Raw genomic sequence first — 17,336 nt, 5'->3', positions numbered from 1 at the left:
AGGCACCTGACGAGAATCGCAGGTGCCTTTTTTGGGCTTTGACTCAACAGAAAGTTTCATAAACTGTAACTTTCTGTCGACTCAATTGACTCCCGGCCCCTCGATCCGTCGCAAGAGCGAATTGCAGGACAAGTTCTTCGGAAATTTCCTGCAAGCCATATCGGCTCTGAGCTGATTGTGATGATCACGCTTTAAATCTACGCTGAACAAACAAAACGGCTGTTCGTCCCCGACTGGTTGCTTGAGTTCATCCTTACGACCAGAATCCCCTCGCCGAATCACCTGATGACAAGGAGGCCAACATGCAAAACATCAAACTGCCTAGCCGCCTTGTCGGTATTGGCTTATACACACCGGCGGAAGCCTCCCTTTACACGGGGATTCCAGCTGCCGATATCCGCCGTTGGCTTTTCGGATATACCGCGCATGGTGTTCAGCATTCGGGGCTTTGGAGCTCGGAACTGGCCGACCTGGATGAGTGCGTACTAGGCTTTCATGACCTCCTGGAAATTCGTTTCGTCCATGCCTTCCGCCAGCACGGTGTAAGCCTGCAAGCCATCCGCAATGCCTCGCAGCAAGCAAAAGAGATGTTCAATCAAGCCTATCCATTTACCTGCAAACGTTTTCAAACCGATGGTCGGCGTATTTTCGCCACTGTCATGAGCGAAACAGGGGATGAATCCCTTCTCGACCTGATCAAACGACAGTACGCGTTTGAGCAAGTCATCAAACCTTCGTTGTATGAAGGCATTGATTACACGGGATCAGATGCCGCTCAGCGCTGGTATCCGGTAAAACGCAGTAAAGCGATCGTTCTGGATCCCTCCCGGAACTTTGGGAAACCAGTTCTTGGAAGCACGGGAATCGATACGGCGGCAATTTTTAGCGCCTACAAGACAGAAGGGGAAAACACCAAACGTGTGGCACTCCTCTATGAGATTCCTACAGCAGCAGTTGAAGCGGCGGTCAATTTTGAGCAAAGGAATGCTGCTTGAATTTCTTACTGGACAACAATCTTCCCCCCGCCCTTGCCCGCGCATTAAATGAGCTGACCAAAGCAGACGGGCATTCGGTATTGCCACTGAAGGATAAATTTCCGCAGAACACCACGGACGTTGATTGGATTTCAGTACTGAGCGACGAAGGCGGCTGGGCCGTTATCTCTCAAGATAAATTTACAAAAGGCGATATTGAAAAACGGGCGTTTCGCGAATGTGGCCTACCCGTGTTTTGCTTGGCTAAACACTGGGGAAACGAATCCTATTGGAACAAGGCACATAATTTGGTGCGTTGGTGGCCCGCCATTACAACTCAAGCAAACTTGATCAGAGGCGGCGCAGCATTCCGCGTCCCGTGGAAATTTCCTTCACACGGGAAATTTGATCAGATAAAAATTTAGAGCCCGACTAATAATCGGGCTTTTTATTTCATCGAATATTTCGCGCTCTGTATGGCCATCTACACTCAATCCGCACACCGCCTACAGCGAGCCCCCATGACCCCCCTCAAAGACCGCTTGAAGCAAGGCAAGGACGCCCGCAAGAATTGCCCCCGCAATTCCCATGCGTCCATGGGAAAAACCAACCGCGACCCGCTCCCACTGATCAAAGCCTCAAGCGAAGGCCGAATCAAGTCCCTGATCGAACTCCGCTACGGCCGCATGCTCGTCTCCCCCTTCAGCTTTTATCGCGGCACCGCGCTTTTGCAGGCCCACGACCTGGCTTCCACGCCAAACATGGGCCTGACCTCACCGATCTGCGGCGATTGCCACCTGATGAATTTCGGCGGGTTTGCCACGCCCGAACGCAATCTGTTGTTCGGCGTCCACGACTTCGACGAGGTCCATCCCGGCCCTTGGGAGTGGGACGTTAAACGGCTGGTGGCGAGTATCGTAGTGGCCGCCCGCGATCTGCGTCATGGCGAAACGATCGAAGAGACGGTCTGCCGCGGAGTGGTCAGCGCTTATCAGGAAACCATGCTCGAGTGCGCCGAACAAAGCTCGCTGGAAACCTGGTACGAGTCCATCCGTTACGACGACTTGCGCAAGCAGGCGAACAAAAAAACGCTGGAGCATATCGAGCGTGCCATCGAAAAGGCCGAGGGCCGATCCCACGCCGAGCTACTGCCGAAAATCAGCGAACGTGACGCCGATGGTCGACTGATCATTCGCGATGACCTGCCGGAAATTTTCCACCTGCACAAAAACACCACATTGCTGGATGCCGATGATGACTGGCTACGCCACTCGGATTGGCGGCCAATCTACGACGCCTTCATGCGTGAGTATCCCGGCACGCTGCAGGCTGACCGACGGGCGTTGTATTCACGTTTTCACGCCCAGGACATGGCGTTCAAAGTGGTGGGTGTCGGCAGTGTTGGCACCCGTTGTCTGGTGGTCTTGCTGACCGACGATCAGGAATTCCCGCTGTTCCTGCAATTCAAGGAAGCACGGCGCTCGGTACTGGCCGATTACGTGAAGACAAAATCAACAGTGCGGCATAACGGTCAGCGGGTGGTTGAGGGTCAACGATTGATGCAATCGGCCAGTGACCTGTTTCTCGGTTGGACCACCGGCCCCAGCGGTCGACACTTCTACGTGCGGCAATTGCGCGACATGAAAATCTCGGCCGAACTCGAGACGTTCGATGCGGACACCTTCGCCGCGTATGGTCGCGTCTGTGGTCGCGCCCTCGCTCGCGCGCATGCCAAATCGTCCGGGCAGGCCGCGCAGATCAGCGGTTACATCGGCAAGAGCGATGCGCTGGCCGACGCGCTGTTCAAGTATGCGAAAAGTTATGCAACGCAGAATGAGCAAGACTTTGAGCGATTCCAGCAGGCCTGCCGCAAGGGCCGGTTACAGGCTCGCTCCGAGGCAGACTTTGCGGCAGATCATTTGCCCTGAGCGGGTAACGCGGTCCATCCACACATGAACTTTTCTTCACCCCACCACCTCCCCCCAACCGGTACAGTGCTCCCGCTCATTCAAGAAACTACGGTTTGCCCGCCCTCCCGCGGGCTTTTTTTTGCCTTTTGATCGACCAGCGGCGCTCGGTGTCACCCAGTGTCTCCTCTGGAACTGTCGCCAATCACGCCCAACCACCTTATTGTGTGTACCCTCGATGTCTGCCACCGGCGTGCCAGGACTGGACGAGGTGCTGGGCGGAGGTTTGCCGGAGTTTTCGTCACCGCACTGACGAGCATCGGTGTCAGTGTGTTGCTGACCTCGGAACTGGAAGACCGCTGCACCGACCTGCGTTTCAGCCCTTACGGCACGGCGTTTCTCACCGATGCAATCATTGTCCAGCGCTACATCGAAGTGCAGAGCCGCTTGTTGCGCATCATGGCGGTGGTCAAGGTTCAAGTCAGCGCCCATTCCGATGAATTGCGCCTGTACAGCATCGATGATAACGGCCTGCAGAGTTTTTCCGTTGGTCGCGTAATGCTTGCGCGACGATCCCCCCGAACCGGAGCGCCCTATGCCGTTGTTGTCCCTGCCCTGCAAACGCTTGACGCTGGCGGTGCTCGCCCCCGAACAGGCGGCGCTGGAAAGCGATTTCTACCGGCGCAACCAAAGGCACCTTGCCCGGTGGTCGCCGATTCGCCCCTCCGACTACCACAGCCCTGAAAACATTCGTCCGCGCCTTGAGGTGCAAGCCAGTGCGTTCGAGGCCGGCCTGGCGGTGCATTTCGCGCTGCTGGACCCGGACAACGGCCAGATGATCGGCGCCTGCAATTTCAGCGGCATCACTCGCGGAGCGTTTCAGGCGTGTTATCTCGGTTACCACATCGACGAATCCCGTCAGGGCCAAGGCTTGATGCAGGAAGCACTGGAAGCAGGCATCGGCTACATGTTCGATGAGCAGAAACTGCACCGGATCATGGCCAATTACATCCCCGGCAACGAACGCAGCGCGCGGCTGCTGGAGCGTCTGGGATTTGAACGTGAAGGCTACGCCAAGGCCTACCTGAGTATCGCCGGGCGCTGGCAGGATCACGTGTTGACCGCGTTGATCAATGATCGCTTTGAAACCCCGGAACAGCGCTGGTCCAGGCGCCTCTCGTAATATTTCGCGGTCGTTCACAATTCATTAAGCATTCGCACCGTATGCTCGGGCTTCCCGGTCCACCTGCTCGGTAGCCAGAAGCCTATGTCGCGTCCCGCCACTTCACTGTTCCTGCTGGCCGCCCTGCTGTTTTTCTTTGCCTTGGGCAATCATCAACTGCAAGGGTCCACCGAGGCCCGGGTGGCCGGGATCGCCATGCAGATGCACCTGGACAACGACTGGGTAACGCCCCGTTTGTTCGGCGAACCGTTTCTGGAAAAACCACCTTTGAGCTTGTGGCTCGATGCCGGCGCCATCCGTGCATTTGGCGGCACGCCGTGGGCGGTGCGACTGGCCTCGGCGTTCGCCGGGCTGTTCAGCGTGATGCTGTTGTACGCGATGCTGCGGCGGTTCGGCCGGCCCAAGGCGATTGCCTGGACGGCGGGAATCTTTCTGGCAACCATGGCCAGCTATTGGAGCAACGTGCGCGGCGTCGGTGAAGACGCGTTGCTCGCCCTCGGCGTGACCCTGGCGTTGCTGGCGTTCTTTCAGGGGCAACGTCAATCGACGCCCGGCAACGCGCTGCTGTTCGCCTCGGGAATCGCTATCGCCACACTGAGCAAAGGCGTCCTCGGCCTGGCGATGCCGGGCGTGGTGATTTTCGCCTATCTGCTGGCCGAGACCTTGATGGACAGGCGCCTGAAAATCCACGACTGGTTGCGTCCCGGTTTACTGACGCTGGCTGGATTGATCCCGCTGATGATTTGGCTCGCCGTGCTGTACCAGCGTGGTGGTGCGCAGGCCGTGGGGGAAGTGCTGCTGACCAACAGTGTCGGGCGCTTCAGTGGATCCTTCGTCGAGGCCGGGCATTACGAACCGTACTACTACTACCTGGCCAAGCTGCCCCAGGCGTTTCTGCCGTGGAATATCCTGGTGTACCTGGGGCTGTGGCATTTTCGCAAACGCCTGATGGCCAATCGTTACTTGCTGTTTTTCACCCTGTGGATCGTGGCGCAGTTTGTGATGCTGACATTGGCGTCGAGCAAGCGCACGGTGTATCTCATGTCGATGACGCCTGCGGCGGCGGTGATTGCGGCGGAGTATGCGAGCGTTCTGTTCGAGCGGCTGAAGATGCGCGAAGGGGCCTCGAACCTTTTGGGGCACATCGCACGGCATCGACGCGGCGCAGCCATTGGCGTGATCGCGTTGGTGATTGGCAGCTACCTGGCCGCCGCTCAATGGGCGCTGCCCCATGCGGACCGCAAACTGTCCTTCCTGCCGTTGACTGCACAGATCCAGACGATGCAGGCCAACGGGCAACACATCGCCCTGTTCCAGGCCAACGAACGGGTAGGCGGTGCCAGCGTGTTCTACACCCGACAAGTGCTCAAGGGCCTGGACACCGAGGCGCAACTGCATGAGTTTCTGGCGGCCTCACCCTCCAACGTGGCGGTCATGTCTGGTGAAATCGAACCGGCCGCGCCGTTGAAAGTGCTCAAGAGCATGAAGGTGGGGCGTCAGGCTTACTACTTTGTGAACCAGTAAGCGGCTCGACGGTTGGCGCTTCAGCCTTTTGCAGCACCGGCATCTCCAGCAGCGCTCGTCCGTAAAATGGCAACGCCGTCAGCAAACAGGCCAGCCACACGAAGATCCCGGCCCAAAAGGTGTGGGACATGTAGTGCCAGCCTTGCAGGACACGTGTCGTGCCATAGACGAAACCGAGCAGCAACGCTCCGTACATCAGCGCCTTGGAGTAGCGCCAGCGGTAGCGGCGAGCCACGAAGTACAGCGCGAGCATGGTAAAACCGCCGGAAGCATGGCCACCCGGCCAGCAACGGCCATCACCGGCCTCCCTGAACAGCTGGAAGTTGTTGTACCACTCCACGTGGGGCAATTTCCCACCGTAGAGGGTTGTTTCGATCGGGCAGTACACGCTGGTGTGCGCCTTGAGGAAATGGATCACGCCGGTGCAGATGGCAAATGCGAAGACGACGAACAGAAAATCCCGACGATGTTCGTTGGCAAATCGCAACACCGATGCCGCCTTGCTCCGCTCCAGAAAACCACCGAGGCGAGGATGCTTTGAAGTGTTGATCAGCGGCCAGACAAACGACAGCATCGCACCGATCAAGGCAATCTCGGCGGTCCAGTTCGGAATGATGCGCGCCCACTTGTGGGTGAGCTTTTCGAAGAAGTGAACCTTGTCGAGCGGGAAGATCTGAGCGACCGGATCAAACAGAAGATTACTGAAGGCGATGTCGATCCGGGTCATGTCGAACATCAGGAAAACCAAGGCCGCGCAGGCCAACGGGATACCGAAGTTCGCCCAGTAAAAGCGGTTGCGGGAAGAAGTCAGCATCGTCTGTCCAGATCCATAGGAAAAATTCATTCGGTGGTCACCGAACGCCAGTCAGAGGCTTCAATGAAGCCGAGCATTTTCGGTATCAGAGGTTTTCTGGCGGAAATAAACAATGAAGCGCCATAACCGAGCGTGGAGGTCGACACCTTGAGGTCTTTTTCAAGTTGCGCCATGCATTCGCTGTGGGTCACCAGGATCAAATTGCGACCCGCCACTTTGTGCGCCAGGGCATCGCGCAGCATCGTGCCCTTGCAGCTCACCAGCCAGTCCTCGCCCACACCGACCTTGTTGAACATGTAGCCGGCCGTCTGTGACGTGCGCATCATCGGGCTGTTGTAGATATCGGTCTTGTCCAACCCCAACTGTTCGAACCGCGCACCGACACTGACCGCGACGCTGCGCGAGCGATCGGTAATGCCATCGTTGCCACTCAGGCACGCGGCTTTCGAGTGATCGCAGCGCTCGACATGGCGGACCAGCACGATGACGTCGCCTTTGGCCCATTCGGTGGCCAACGTTCGTGCGCCCGCCACATTGCCATGGGCCAAGTCCGGCACAGCGGCCGGCTGCAACAGCCATACGATCAATGGAATGACCAGCAGCGCCGAGGCCAGCACCACTACGGTGTTTCGATGGCGGGTCAAACAGCTCAGGTTAATTGAGCGTTTTATCCCGAACAGACTCAGTCTCAATTCCACATCAAGCCGCCTCGCCGGCATGCACCATTGTTATTCGAAGCCGCGAGGGTAGAGAGGCGCGCGTCGGCAGCCGGTGAAACCCATGTGAAAAAAAGCTTAAGCCGCTCACAAAAACCTTGTTACAGAATCAGTCCGACAAAAACCTTTCAGCTCTCGCGATTGCTGCCGATACAGGCCTGCTACACACCCTTGCTGGCACCTAAAAAAACAACAATCTTCCAGCCAACTGACGATCGAAAGCGCAACGTTCCTGGAGGAATTTGATGAATAGCTGGTTCGGCAACATCAGCGTGAACATGAAACTGGGCCTGGGGTTCGGCCTGGTCCTGGCACTGACCTGCGTACTGGCCCTGACCGGCTGGACGAGCCTGGGCGGGTTGATTGACCGCAGCAACTGGATGAGCGACATCACCCAGCTCAACTCCGGCTTGACCAAGCTTCGTGTGGTTCGCCTGCAATACATGCTGACCAACGGCGACGAAACCGCCGCTCAGAACGTACAGACCACCCTTGACGCCTTTTCCGCTCAGCAACAATCGCTGTTGTCGAAGTTCAAGAGCCCGGAAAACCTCAAGCTGCTCAAAGAGCAAGGCACTTACATCGACGCCTACAAGACGTCGCTGAACAAGATGCGCAGCGCCTACCGCACCGGCAACAGCGCCCGCGACACCATGGCCGCCAACGCTGAAACAGCCAGCACGCTAATCGACGCCATCAGCACCCGCGTGCAACAAATGCCCCTGAGTGACCGGCGTTTCGAACAATTCCAGGCCGTCACCACCGCCAAGGAAGCGTTCATCCTGGCCCGCTACGAAGTGCGCGGCTACACCGCCACCACCAATGCCGAGACCGAGCAAAAAGCCGTCGCCCAACTGGATTCAGCAATTGCCAGCCTGAAACCGCTGAACGTGCATTTCGCCGAGACCCAGCAAGATGCCCTGCGTCAGCTGGAAACCGCACTTGGCAATTACCGCAGCGCGTTGATCGCCTATAAAGCCGCCAACAGCGATGCCGTGCAGGCGCGCAAGGAAATGACCGACCAGGGCGCCGCCATCGTGACCCTGAGCGAGCAGCTGTATCAGATCCAGCTCGACCGTCGCGACGCCGAAAGCGCCCAGGCGCGCACACTGCAGTTGATCAGCACATTGCTGGCATTGCTGGTGGGCATCATTGCAGCCGTGATCATCACCCGTCAGATCACCGGCCCGCTACGCGACACCCTGGCCGTGGTCGAACGCATCGCCAGCGGCGACCTGTCCCAAGACGTCAAAGTGACGCGCCGCGATGAACTCGGCGTGTTGCAGCAAGGCATCGCACGCATGGGCGTGACCCTGCGTGACTTGATCAGCGGCATCCGCGACGGTGTGACCCAGATCGCCAGCGCTGCCGAGGAACTGTCCGCCGTCACCGAGCAAACCAGTGCCGGCGTCAACAGCCAGAAGATCGAAACCGATCAAGTGGCCACCGCCATGCACGAGATGACGGCCACCGTGCAGGAAGTCGCGCGCAACGCCGAAGAAGCCTCCCTGGCCGCAGCCGCCGCTGATGGTGAAGCCCGCGAAGGCGATAAAGTGGTCAACGAAGCCATCGCCCAGATCGAACGCCTGGCCACTGAAGTGGCGCGCTCCACCGAAGCCATGAGTGTGCTGCAACAGGAAAGCGACAAGATTGGCAGCGTCATGGACGTGATCAAGGCCGTCGCCGAACAGACCAACCTGCTGGCCCTCAACGCCGCCATTGAAGCCGCGCGCGCCGGTGAAGCCGGTCGTGGTTTTGCGGTGGTGGCCGACGAAGTCCGTGGCCTGGCCCAGCGCACACAGAAGTCCACCGAAGAAATCGAAGGCCTGGTGGCCGGTCTGCAGAATGGCACCCAACAAGTGTCGACCGTGATGAACAACAGCCGCGCCCTGACCGACAGCAGCGTGGCCCTGACCCGCAAGGCTGGCACGTCGCTGGAAAACATCACCCGCACGGTGTCCAACATCCAGTCGATGAACCAGCAGATCGCTGCCGCCGCCGAGCAACAAAGCGCCGTGGCCGAAGAAATCAGCCGCAGCATCATCAACGTGCGCGACGTGTCGGAACAGACTGCCGCCGCCAGCGATGAAACGGCCAAGTCCAGCGTTGAGCTGGCGCGGTTGGGGAATCAGTTGCAGATGATGGTCAGTCACTTCAGGGTTTAAAGCACCGCCGCTCTCCAGCCCCGCAGAAGCCCTTTAAATAAAGGGCTTCGTCATTTTTACGGAGCATTTATCCGTCCGTAACGCTCACGGGTGATTTGGAGGAACTGATGAAGCTTTTTACAGGCAGATCGCGTTGGTAAACACCAACCGGTTGCCGAACGGATCACTGATGGTCATGTCCTGGCTTCCCCAGGGCATGGCCTGGATCTGCGGGTGCGAAAACGGATACGCCTTCGCCAGCAGTTGCTGCTGGAAGGCCTCGAGCTCATCGGTCTCGATGCGCAGGGCCGAACCCGGCGTGCCGTCGCCATGGTGCTCGGACAGGTGCAGCACGCATTCGCCACGGGAGACTTGCAGGTACAGCGGGGAATTCGGCTCGAAGCGATGCTGCCAGTCGACGGTGAATCCCAGAAAGTCGACGTAGAATTCCAATGCCTTGGCCTCGTCGAAAATCCGCAGGATCGAGGTGGTTTTGCCGAAGCTCATTGGGTTGCTCCCTGACTGAAAAGACACCCGTTGAAGTTGGGCTGGATGTCAGCGCTTCGGCTTGGCGCTGGCTTTCTTTAATCGCAATGTGCCATCACTGTGACGTATTTCTCGGAATGCCTACTGAAACCCGTCACGCAAATCCCCTTCCCGCGCAAGAAACCGCCCTTCCCGTTTCCCGTTCGCCTGGCCATCGCTGTAACTCAACACGCCGTTGACCCATACACCTTCAATCCCCTCGGCCGCCTGTTGCGGGTCACTGAAGTCCGCCACGTCGCGAATGCTCAGCGGATCGAACAACACCAGGTCCGCCCAATGCCCTTCACGAATCTCACCCCTTTGCTTCAAGCCAAAACGCGCCGCCGACAATCCGGTCATTTTGTGTACGGCGGTATGCAGCGGAAACAGGCCGACGTCGCGACTGAAATGTCCGAGCACACGTGGGAAAGCGCCCCACAAGCGCGGATGCGGGAACGGATCTTCCGGCAATCCGTCGGACCCCACCATCGACAAGGGATGGGCGAGGATTCTTCGCACATCGGCCTCGTCCATGCCGTAGTACACCGCGCCGGCCGGTTGCAGACGGCGTGCAGCGTCAAGCAACGGCATGTTCCATTCGGCGGCGATGTCCATCAAGTCGCGGCCACCCAATTCCGGGTGCGGCGTGGACCAGGTGATGGTGATGCGATGGGCGTCGGTGACTTGCTTGAGGTCCAGGGTCGAAGAACTTGCCGCGTAGGGATAACAATCGCAGCCCACCGGGTGAGTTTTCGCCGCTTCCTCAAGCGAGGCCAGCAATTGCGGACTGCGCCCCCAGTTACCGGCCCCCGCGCACTTGAGGTGGGAAATGATCACCGGGGATTTCGCATGCCGGCCGATCTGGAACGCCTCGTCCATCGCCTCCAGCACCGGTTCGAATTCACTGCGCAAATGGGTGGTGTACACGGCGCCGAACGCCGTCAGCTCTTCAGTCAGTTGCATCACTTCGTCGGTGGACGCCGAGAACGCGCTGGCGTAGGCCAGACCGGTGGATAACCCCAAGGCGCCCGCCTCAAGACTTTCACGCAACTGCTCGCGCATCGCGCTGATTTCATCAGGCGTGGCGGTGCGATACAGGTCGTCGAGATGGTTGCTGCGCAACGCGGTATGGCCCACCAGCGCGGCGACGTTCAGCGTGGTGTTCGCAGTTTCGACCGCTGCGCGGTAAGCGCTGAACGTCGGATAAACGAAGGCTGCCGAGGTGCCGAGCAGGTTCATCGGATCGGGCGGATCGCCACGCAGGCTCACCGGTGACGCGCTGATCCCGCAGTTGCCGACAATCACCGTGGTCACGCCCTGGCTGAGTTTGGGCAGCATCTGCGGCTGGCGGATCACCACCGTGTCGTCATGGGTGTGCACGTCGATAAAACCCGGCGCCAGCACGCGGCCGGCAGCGTCGATTTCTTCGCGGGCGGTCGCCTCATGCAAGTCGCCGATGCGCGCGATGCGGCCGTTCTGAATCGCCACATCGGCGGGGTAACCGGGGCTGTTGCTGCCATCGATGACCAAGGCGTTGCGGATCAGCGTGTCGTACATCATGTCAGTCTCCCAGCGGCAAACGATCGTCGCCGCCGCGGTAATCGTCCAGGGCGAGTTTGATCCGCCGCAGACGTTCTTGATTGTCTTCAGGGTTGGCCAGCGCGAGCTCGGTGGCAAGCACGTCGATGGCCAGCAGCATGCCGTAGCGCGCCGCCGTCGGTTTGTAGATAAACGAGGTTTCGACACCTTGCAGCGGCAGCAGCACATCGGCCAATTGCGCCAGCGGCGAGTCGGCCCGGGTGATGGCGATAATCCGTGCACCGTAGTTGCGGGCCAGTTCGACCGCGTCGATGAGTTCGGGGGTGATGCCGGTCAGCGAGCAGGCAATGACCGCGCGTTCGGCATCAAGGCTGGCGGCGGTGACGCGCATCATCACCGGGTCGTGGCACGCCGCAATCGGGTAGCCAAATCGCACCAGCCGCACTTGCAGCTCATCGCTGCACAAGGTTGAACAACCGCCCAGGCCGAATGCATGAATCATCCGCGCCTTGCCCAGCAGTTTCACGGCATCGGCGAACCGCGACTCGTCGAACGCCGACAGATGCTGACGCAGGGTCGACTCGATATCGCCGACGATCTGCCCATAGAACGCCGACTGATCCGGTGTCCCCGCCGGGTCAAGGAAGCGGCTGCCGACGCCGCTGGCCTGGGCCAGTTGCAGGCGCAGATCACGCAGGTCGCGACAGCCCACCGTGCGGGCAAACCGCGACAGCGTGGCGGTGCTGACCTCCGCCCTCTGCGCCAGCTCATCGAGGCTGGCGGCCGAGGCAAAGCCGACGTCGTTGAGCATCAGCCGCGCGATGCGTCCTTCACCGGCGCTGAAGGAATCCTGGCGGGCGCGGATCTGGTAGAGGATGTCCACGGCAGGCGGCTCCGGTTAGATCAGGTAAGAAAGACCCACGGTCAGCGCGAAAGCCACCACCGAAATAATGGTTTCAAGCACCGTCCAGGTCTTGAAGGTCTGGGCAACGGTCATGTTGAAGTATTCCTTGATCAACCAGAAGCCGCCGTCGTTGACGTGGGAAAAAATCACCGACCCGGCGCCGGTCGCCAGCACCAGCAACTCGGGGTGCGGATACCCCAGACCGATGGCCACCGGCGCGACGATGCCCGAGGCGGTGGTCATCGCCACGGTGGCGGAGCCGGTGGCGATGCGCATCAACGCCGCGAACAGCCAGCCCATGATCAGCGGCGACAGGTGAAATTCGTCGGCCAGGCTGACGATCTGGTTGGTCACGCCGGCGTCCACCAGGATCCGGTTCAAACCGCCGCCGGCGCCGACCAGCAAAGTGATGCTGGCGGTCGGCGCCAGGCATTCGTTGGTGAACTTGAGGATCGATTCGCGGCTGAAGCCTTGGGCGATGCCGAGGGTCCAGAAACTCAGCAGGGTCGCCAGCAGCAAGGCGATCACCGAGTTGCCGATGAACAGCAGGAACTGGTTGAAACCGCTGCCCGGCGTGGAAATCAGGTTGGCCCAGCCACCGATCAGCATCAGCACCACCGGCAACAGAATGGTCGCCATGGTGATGCCGAACCCCGGCAGGCTGTCGCGCGGTTCGCGGTCGAGGAACTGCCGCTCCAGCGGGTTTTCCGCCGGCAGTTGAATGCGCGGCACGATGAACTTGGCGTACAGCGGACCGGCGATAATCGCGGTCGGAATGCCGATCAGAATCGCGTACATCAAGGTCTGTCCGACCGACGCCCCATACACCTGCACCGCCAGCATCGCTGCCGGGTGCGGCGGCACCAGCGCATGCACCACCGACAAGCCGGCGACCATCGGCAAACCGACCATCAAGATCGACACGCCAACCCGCCGCGCCACGGTAAAGGCAATCGGCACCAGCAATACAAAACCGACCTCGAAGAACAGCGGCAGCCCGACCAGAAAGGCGATGCAAACCATCGCCCAGTGCGCGTTCTTCTCGCCAAAACGGTCGATCAAGGTCCGCGCCACCTGCTCCGCACCGCCGGACTCGGCCATCATCTTGCCGAGCATCGTGCCCAGCGCCACCACCAGTGCAATGTGCCCCAGGGTCTTGCCGACCCCGGCCTCGTAAGCGCCGACCACCCCGGACGGCGGCATGCCCGCCAGCAGCGCGAGGCCGATGGAAACCAGGGTGATGACGATGAACGGATTGAGTCGGTAGCGGGCGATCAGAACGATCAGGGCAATGATGGCGATGGCGGCATACACCAGCAGCCAATAGCCGAAGGACAGGGTCATGCGGTACTCCTCGAAAGGGTCACGTCGAATGGATTGTGAAACTCTTAAATCATTTCGAGGCGCGATATTCAAACGAGGTGAAAGTTATTTTCGTGCAGAGGTAAGGGATGTCGCGCAGAGGTATGCCAGGTCGGTGGATATGAAAATCAGGCAGGCGGATTTACATCGCGCCTGCGTTGATTTCAGTCGTGATTCACGCGGGCACGTTTGAGCAGCTTCTTGCAGCGCTCGGACAAATGCAGCACCCGCAGATGCTTGCCGGCCTTGGCGTAGCGTTCACGCAAAGTCTTCAGCGCGGCGATGGCCGAATAGTCGACAAAACTCAGGTGGCGGCAGTCGATGGTCACGACAGGCGGATCGTTGGCGGGGTCGAACTGATTGAGAAACGGCGTAGTCGAGGCAAAGAACAACGTGCCATGCAGGTGATAGTGCTTGCTTCCGTCAGCTTCGAGATGAGCATCGGCATACAGCTCGCGCGCCTGCTGCCAGGCAAAATTGAGCGCCGCGATGATGATCCCGCACAACACGGCAGTGGCCAGGTCGGTGAACACGGTGATGACCGTGACCGCCACAATCACCAACACATCGTTCAGCGGCACCTTGTTCACTACCCGCAACGACGCCCAGGCGAACGTTTGCTGCGACACCACAAACATCACGCCGACCAGCGCGGCCAATGGAATGCGCTCGATCAGCGGCGACAGAAACAGAATGAACAGCAGAATCAGCACCCCGGCCACCACCCCGGACAGCCGGCCACGACCACCGGAACTGAGGTTGATGACGGTCTGACCGATCATCGCGCAGCCACCCATGCCGCCAAAAACCCCCGAGACCATATTGGCCGCGCCCAACGCCACGCACTCGCGATCCGGGAAGCCACGGCTTTCGGTGATCTCATCGGTGAGGTTCAGGGTCAGCAGGGTTTCCAGCAGGCCGACCAGCGCCATCAAGATCGCGTAGGGGGCGATGATGCGCAGGGTGTCCAGGCTCCAGGGAATGTCTGGCAGCGCGAACGTCGGCAAGCCGCCGGCGATGTGCGCCATGTCGCCCAAGGTGCGCGTCGGCAGGCCGAGCAGATACACCGCCAGCCCGACACTCAGGATCGCCACCAGCGCCGGCGGCACGGCACGCGTCAGGCGCGGCAGCAGGTAAACGATCGCCATCGTCAACACCACCAACCCGGTCATCAGGTACAACGGCGTGCCACTGAGCCAGGTTTCGCCATCCTTGAAGTGTTCGAGTTGCGCCAGCGCAATGATGATCGCCAGGCCGTTGACGAACCCAAGCATCACCGGGTGCGGCACCATGCGCACCAGTTTGCCAAGCCTCAGCAGCCCGAACGCCAGCATGATCAGGCCACCGAGCAACACGGTCGCGAGCAGATACTGCACGCCGTGTTGCACCACCAGCGCGACGATCACCACCGCCATCGAACCCGCCGCACCGGACACCATCCCCGGCCGCCCGCCGAAAAGCGCGGTCAGGGTGCAAATGATGAACGCGCCGTAAAGCCCCATCAGCGGATTGAGGTGGGCCACCAACGCGAAGGCAATGCATTCGGGGAGCAGGGCGAAAGAAGTGGTGAGTCCGGCCAGGACATCGGCGCGCAGACGTTTTGGTTTCATGGAGAATCGAACACGACAGGGAGAGAGGGTGCGGATGTTACGGAATCGGGGGCGACCCGGCCAGTTGTCGGGTTGCTGAAAACGCAATCGCGAGCAGACTCGCTCCCACAGTGGATCTCCGTTACACACAAAATCTGTGTCCTGTGAAGATCAAACTGTGGGAGCGAGCCTGCTCGCGATTGCAGCGACGCGGTCTAAAGCGAACTCAAACCATCTCGTCCCGAATCCATTCAACCACCGACGTCCGCTTCGGCACCCAGCCCAGCAATTCACGCGCATGCTTGCCGCGCACCCGGCTGTTGGAGCCCAGGCCATAGTTGGCCATTTCATAACCCCATTCGGCTTCGGCGTCTTTCAACGGCCAGTCTTGCGCCTTGCCCAGTTTCAGGGCTTCAGCCATGGCCGTGGTCATGTCGATGAAGGACGCTTCACCGCTTTCGACGAAGTAGAACGTGCCCGGGACGTTTTTGGTCAGTGCCAGCAGATACAGGGACACCACGTCTTCGATGTGTACGTTGGACCAGATGTTCTGACCCGTGCCGACATGTCGGACCACACCGCTTTTACGCGCCTGTTTGAGCAAGCGCGGCAATTGCACGCTGTCGCGATTGACGCCCAGGCTGTGGCCGTAAATCAGGGTGTTGCAGATCACGGCCGAGTTCACGCCGTCTTTCGCCGCGGCGAGGATCAGGTTGTCGATGGCCACGCGGGCAGCCTTGTCGACGGTCGGTTCCGGCAGGTTGTCTTCGAAGTAGATGACGTCACTGGCTTTACCGCCGGAGGCATCGCCGACGATGCTCGAACCGCTGGTGTGCAGGAACACTTTGTGGGAGCCGCGCAACGCATTGAGCAAGGCTTCCACCGCGCCACGATGGTCGCTGCTGGCAGCGTTGATCACGGCATCGGCGGCGCGGGCCTGTTCAGCCAATAGTGCGCTGTCGTCAAGAGTGCCGATCACCGGGATGATACCGATTGCGCTCAGTTCAGTGGCTTGGTCGGCGTTGCGAACCAGGCCGGTGACTTTATGGCCCGCCCGGACAAGACCGGTGGCAATGGAGCCGCCGATGAAACCAGCAGCGCCGGTAACGAATACGTTCATGGAGAAACTCCCTGCGTGAATAAGTGATGCATTGAGTATCGAGGACCGTCCCGTGGTGAAACAGACCCGCTGACCCAAATCACTCTTGCGCAGGGATCACGAATCAGCCTGTGAAGTTCGCATTCGCATAAGCCGCCAACTTGCCCTGAATGAAGTCCAGGAAGCATTGAATGCGCAGGGCCAGTTGCGAGTTGCGGTAGTACACCGCGTTGATCGGTTGGCGATAGCCGCTGTTGAAATCCGCCAGCAGCACCTGCAACCGACCGGCACGAATGTCGTCGATCGTCATGAAGTGCGACAGACAGGCAATGCCCTGGCCTTCCAGCGCCAGGTGCCGGATCGTCTCACCGCTGGAGGCGCTGATCGATGCCTGAATCGGCCAGCGATCACCGTGCACATACCGTAGCGGCCACTGGTTGAGGCCCTCGTTCTGGGTAAAGCCCAGCAACGCATGCCCGGCCAAGTCTGCAACCGCCGTTGGCGTGCCGTGTTGCTCAAGGTACGCCGGGCTGGCGAGGATGTGCAGCGGGCTGCAACCCAGTGAGCGTGCGTGCAGGGTTGAATCGGCCAGTGCGCCGATGCGGATGGCGATATCGGTGCTTTGTTCGAGCAAGTCGATGATCAGGTCGTTGCTGTTGAGTTCGAGCTGAATGTCGGGGTAGAGGCGGCGGAACTCGTCGATGTACGGCACGATGGCGTGCAGCATGAACGGCGAGGCGGCGTTGATCCGCAGACGCCCGGACGGGGTTTGCTGGCGTGAGGTCAGGCGTTCTTCGAGCTCGTCCATCTGATCGAGAATCAGCTTGGCGTGCTCGAAGAAATACTTGCCCTCCTCCGTCAGGTCCATGCGCCGCGTGGTGCGGTTGATCAGCGTGGTATCGAGCTTGGCCTCCAGCCGCGACAGCGTGCGGCTGACCGCCGAAGGCGTCTGCCCAACCTGTTCGGCCGCCGCGGAAATCGACCCGCACTCAATCACGCAGACGAAAATCTGCAACTCATCGGATCTGGCTTTCACGGACGCCCCTCATCGATCAA

General features: G+C 59.8%; 15 protein-coding genes and 2 pseudogenes. 8 read left to right on the top strand and 9 right to left on the bottom strand.

What is annotated here, in order from left to right:
* Positions 1–302 precede the first annotated feature (302 nt).
* From AC1ROI_RS26740 to AC1ROI_RS26715, 6 genes and pseudogenes are all read left to right on the top strand, one after another.
* Complete coding sequence (locus AC1ROI_RS26740; RefSeq protein ID WP_102595867.1) at positions 303–995, top strand: DUF433 domain-containing protein; 693 nt, start codon at positions 303–305, stop codon at positions 993–995.
* Entirely contained in the window at positions 992–1,399 is a 408-nt protein-coding gene (locus tag AC1ROI_RS26735; protein WP_077747352.1) for a PIN-like domain-containing protein, read from the top strand. The genes AC1ROI_RS26740 and AC1ROI_RS26735 overlap by 4 nt, the downstream gene beginning before the upstream one ends.
* Positions 1,400–1,495: 96 nt before the next feature.
* Positions 1,496–2,902 carry a DUF2252 domain-containing protein gene (locus AC1ROI_RS26730; protein ID WP_102595868.1) on the top strand — a complete coding sequence of 469 codons (1,407 nt, stop codon included), beginning with the start codon at positions 1,496–1,498 and terminating at the stop codon, positions 2,900–2,902.
* A gap of 276 nt (positions 2,903–3,178) precedes the next feature.
* Positions 3,179–3,418: pseudogene (locus AC1ROI_RS26725) on the top strand (RAD55 family ATPase); the annotation flags it as partial.
* A 58-nt stretch (positions 3,419–3,476) separates the two neighbouring features.
* On the top strand, positions 3,477–4,064 hold the full coding sequence (rimJ, locus tag AC1ROI_RS26720; RefSeq protein ID WP_010463690.1) for a ribosomal protein S5-alanine N-acetyltransferase: 588 nt from the start codon (positions 3,477–3,479) through the stop codon (positions 4,062–4,064).
* An 84-nt stretch (positions 4,065–4,148) separates the two neighbouring features.
* Positions 4,149–5,588, top strand: a complete 1,440-nt coding sequence (locus AC1ROI_RS26715) for an ArnT family glycosyltransferase (RefSeq protein WP_102595747.1) — start codon at positions 4,149–4,151, stop codon at positions 5,586–5,588.
* Here AC1ROI_RS26715 and AC1ROI_RS26710 read toward each other — a convergent pair.
* Together AC1ROI_RS26710 and pmrG are read right to left on the bottom strand one after the other, a co-directional pair.
* Positions 5,539–6,402, bottom strand: a complete 864-nt coding sequence (locus AC1ROI_RS26710) for a phosphatase PAP2 family protein (protein ID WP_102595748.1) — start codon at positions 6,400–6,402, stop codon at positions 5,539–5,541. The two genes, AC1ROI_RS26715 and AC1ROI_RS26710, sit on opposite strands and share 50 nt — an antisense overlap.
* Positions 6,403–6,428: 26 nt before the next feature.
* Positions 6,429–7,100 carry a lipopolysaccharide core heptose(II)-phosphate phosphatase PmrG gene (gene pmrG / locus AC1ROI_RS26705; protein WP_102595749.1) on the bottom strand — a complete coding sequence of 224 codons (672 nt, stop codon included), beginning with the start codon at positions 7,098–7,100 and terminating at the stop codon, positions 6,429–6,431.
* A 263-nt stretch (positions 7,101–7,363) separates the two neighbouring features.
* On the opposite strand from pmrG, the pseudogene AC1ROI_RS26700 reads away from it, so the two are divergent.
* A pseudogene (locus tag AC1ROI_RS26700) lies at positions 7,364–8,425 on the top strand (methyl-accepting chemotaxis protein); the annotation flags it as partial.
* Entirely contained in the window at positions 8,420–9,283 is an 864-nt protein-coding gene (locus AC1ROI_RS26695) for a methyl-accepting chemotaxis protein (protein WP_371857859.1), read from the top strand. The pseudogene AC1ROI_RS26700 and the gene AC1ROI_RS26695, both read left to right, overlap by 6 nt.
* Before the next feature lie 117 nt (positions 9,284–9,400).
* On the opposite strand, the gene AC1ROI_RS26690 is transcribed toward AC1ROI_RS26695, so the two are convergent.
* From AC1ROI_RS26690 to AC1ROI_RS26660, 7 genes are all read right to left on the bottom strand, one after another.
* Positions 9,401–9,769: a glyoxalase superfamily protein gene (locus tag AC1ROI_RS26690; protein WP_010463700.1), complete on the bottom strand. Its 369-nt coding sequence runs from the start codon at positions 9,767–9,769 to the stop codon at positions 9,401–9,403.
* Between the two features lie 120 nt (positions 9,770–9,889).
* Positions 9,890–11,347, bottom strand: coding sequence for an N-acyl-D-amino-acid deacylase family protein (locus tag AC1ROI_RS26685; protein ID WP_102595751.1), 1,458 nt, complete (start codon positions 11,345–11,347; stop codon positions 9,890–9,892).
* Between the two features lies 1 nt (position 11,348).
* Positions 11,349–12,209: a MurR/RpiR family transcriptional regulator gene (locus AC1ROI_RS26680; RefSeq protein WP_077747344.1), complete on the bottom strand. Its 861-nt coding sequence runs from the start codon at positions 12,207–12,209 to the stop codon at positions 11,349–11,351.
* A 15-nt stretch (positions 12,210–12,224) separates the two neighbouring features.
* A complete protein-coding gene (locus AC1ROI_RS26675) occupies positions 12,225–13,574 on the bottom strand; it encodes a GntT/GntP/DsdX family permease (protein ID WP_102595752.1) in 1,350 nt (449 codons plus the stop codon).
* Positions 13,575–13,756: 182 nt separating this feature from the next.
* Positions 13,757–15,202 (bottom strand): SulP family inorganic anion transporter, encoded by a 1,446-nt coding sequence (locus tag AC1ROI_RS26670; protein WP_083375097.1) that lies wholly within the window; start codon positions 15,200–15,202, stop codon positions 13,757–13,759.
* Between the two features lie 205 nt (positions 15,203–15,407).
* Positions 15,408–16,301 carry an NAD-dependent epimerase/dehydratase family protein gene (locus AC1ROI_RS26665; protein ID WP_083375098.1) on the bottom strand — a complete coding sequence of 298 codons (894 nt, stop codon included), beginning with the start codon at positions 16,299–16,301 and terminating at the stop codon, positions 15,408–15,410.
* Between the two features lie 103 nt (positions 16,302–16,404).
* Positions 16,405–17,316: a LysR family transcriptional regulator gene (locus tag AC1ROI_RS26660; protein WP_077747341.1), complete on the bottom strand. Its 912-nt coding sequence runs from the start codon at positions 17,314–17,316 to the stop codon at positions 16,405–16,407.
* Positions 17,317–17,336 lie beyond the last annotated feature (20 nt).

It is taken from the genome of Pseudomonas sp. GW823-FHT02C02 (assembly GCF_058797635.1).
The sequence above is the reverse complement of the archived record's forward strand: the minus strand, read 5'-3'. Positions and strand labels throughout refer to the sequence as shown.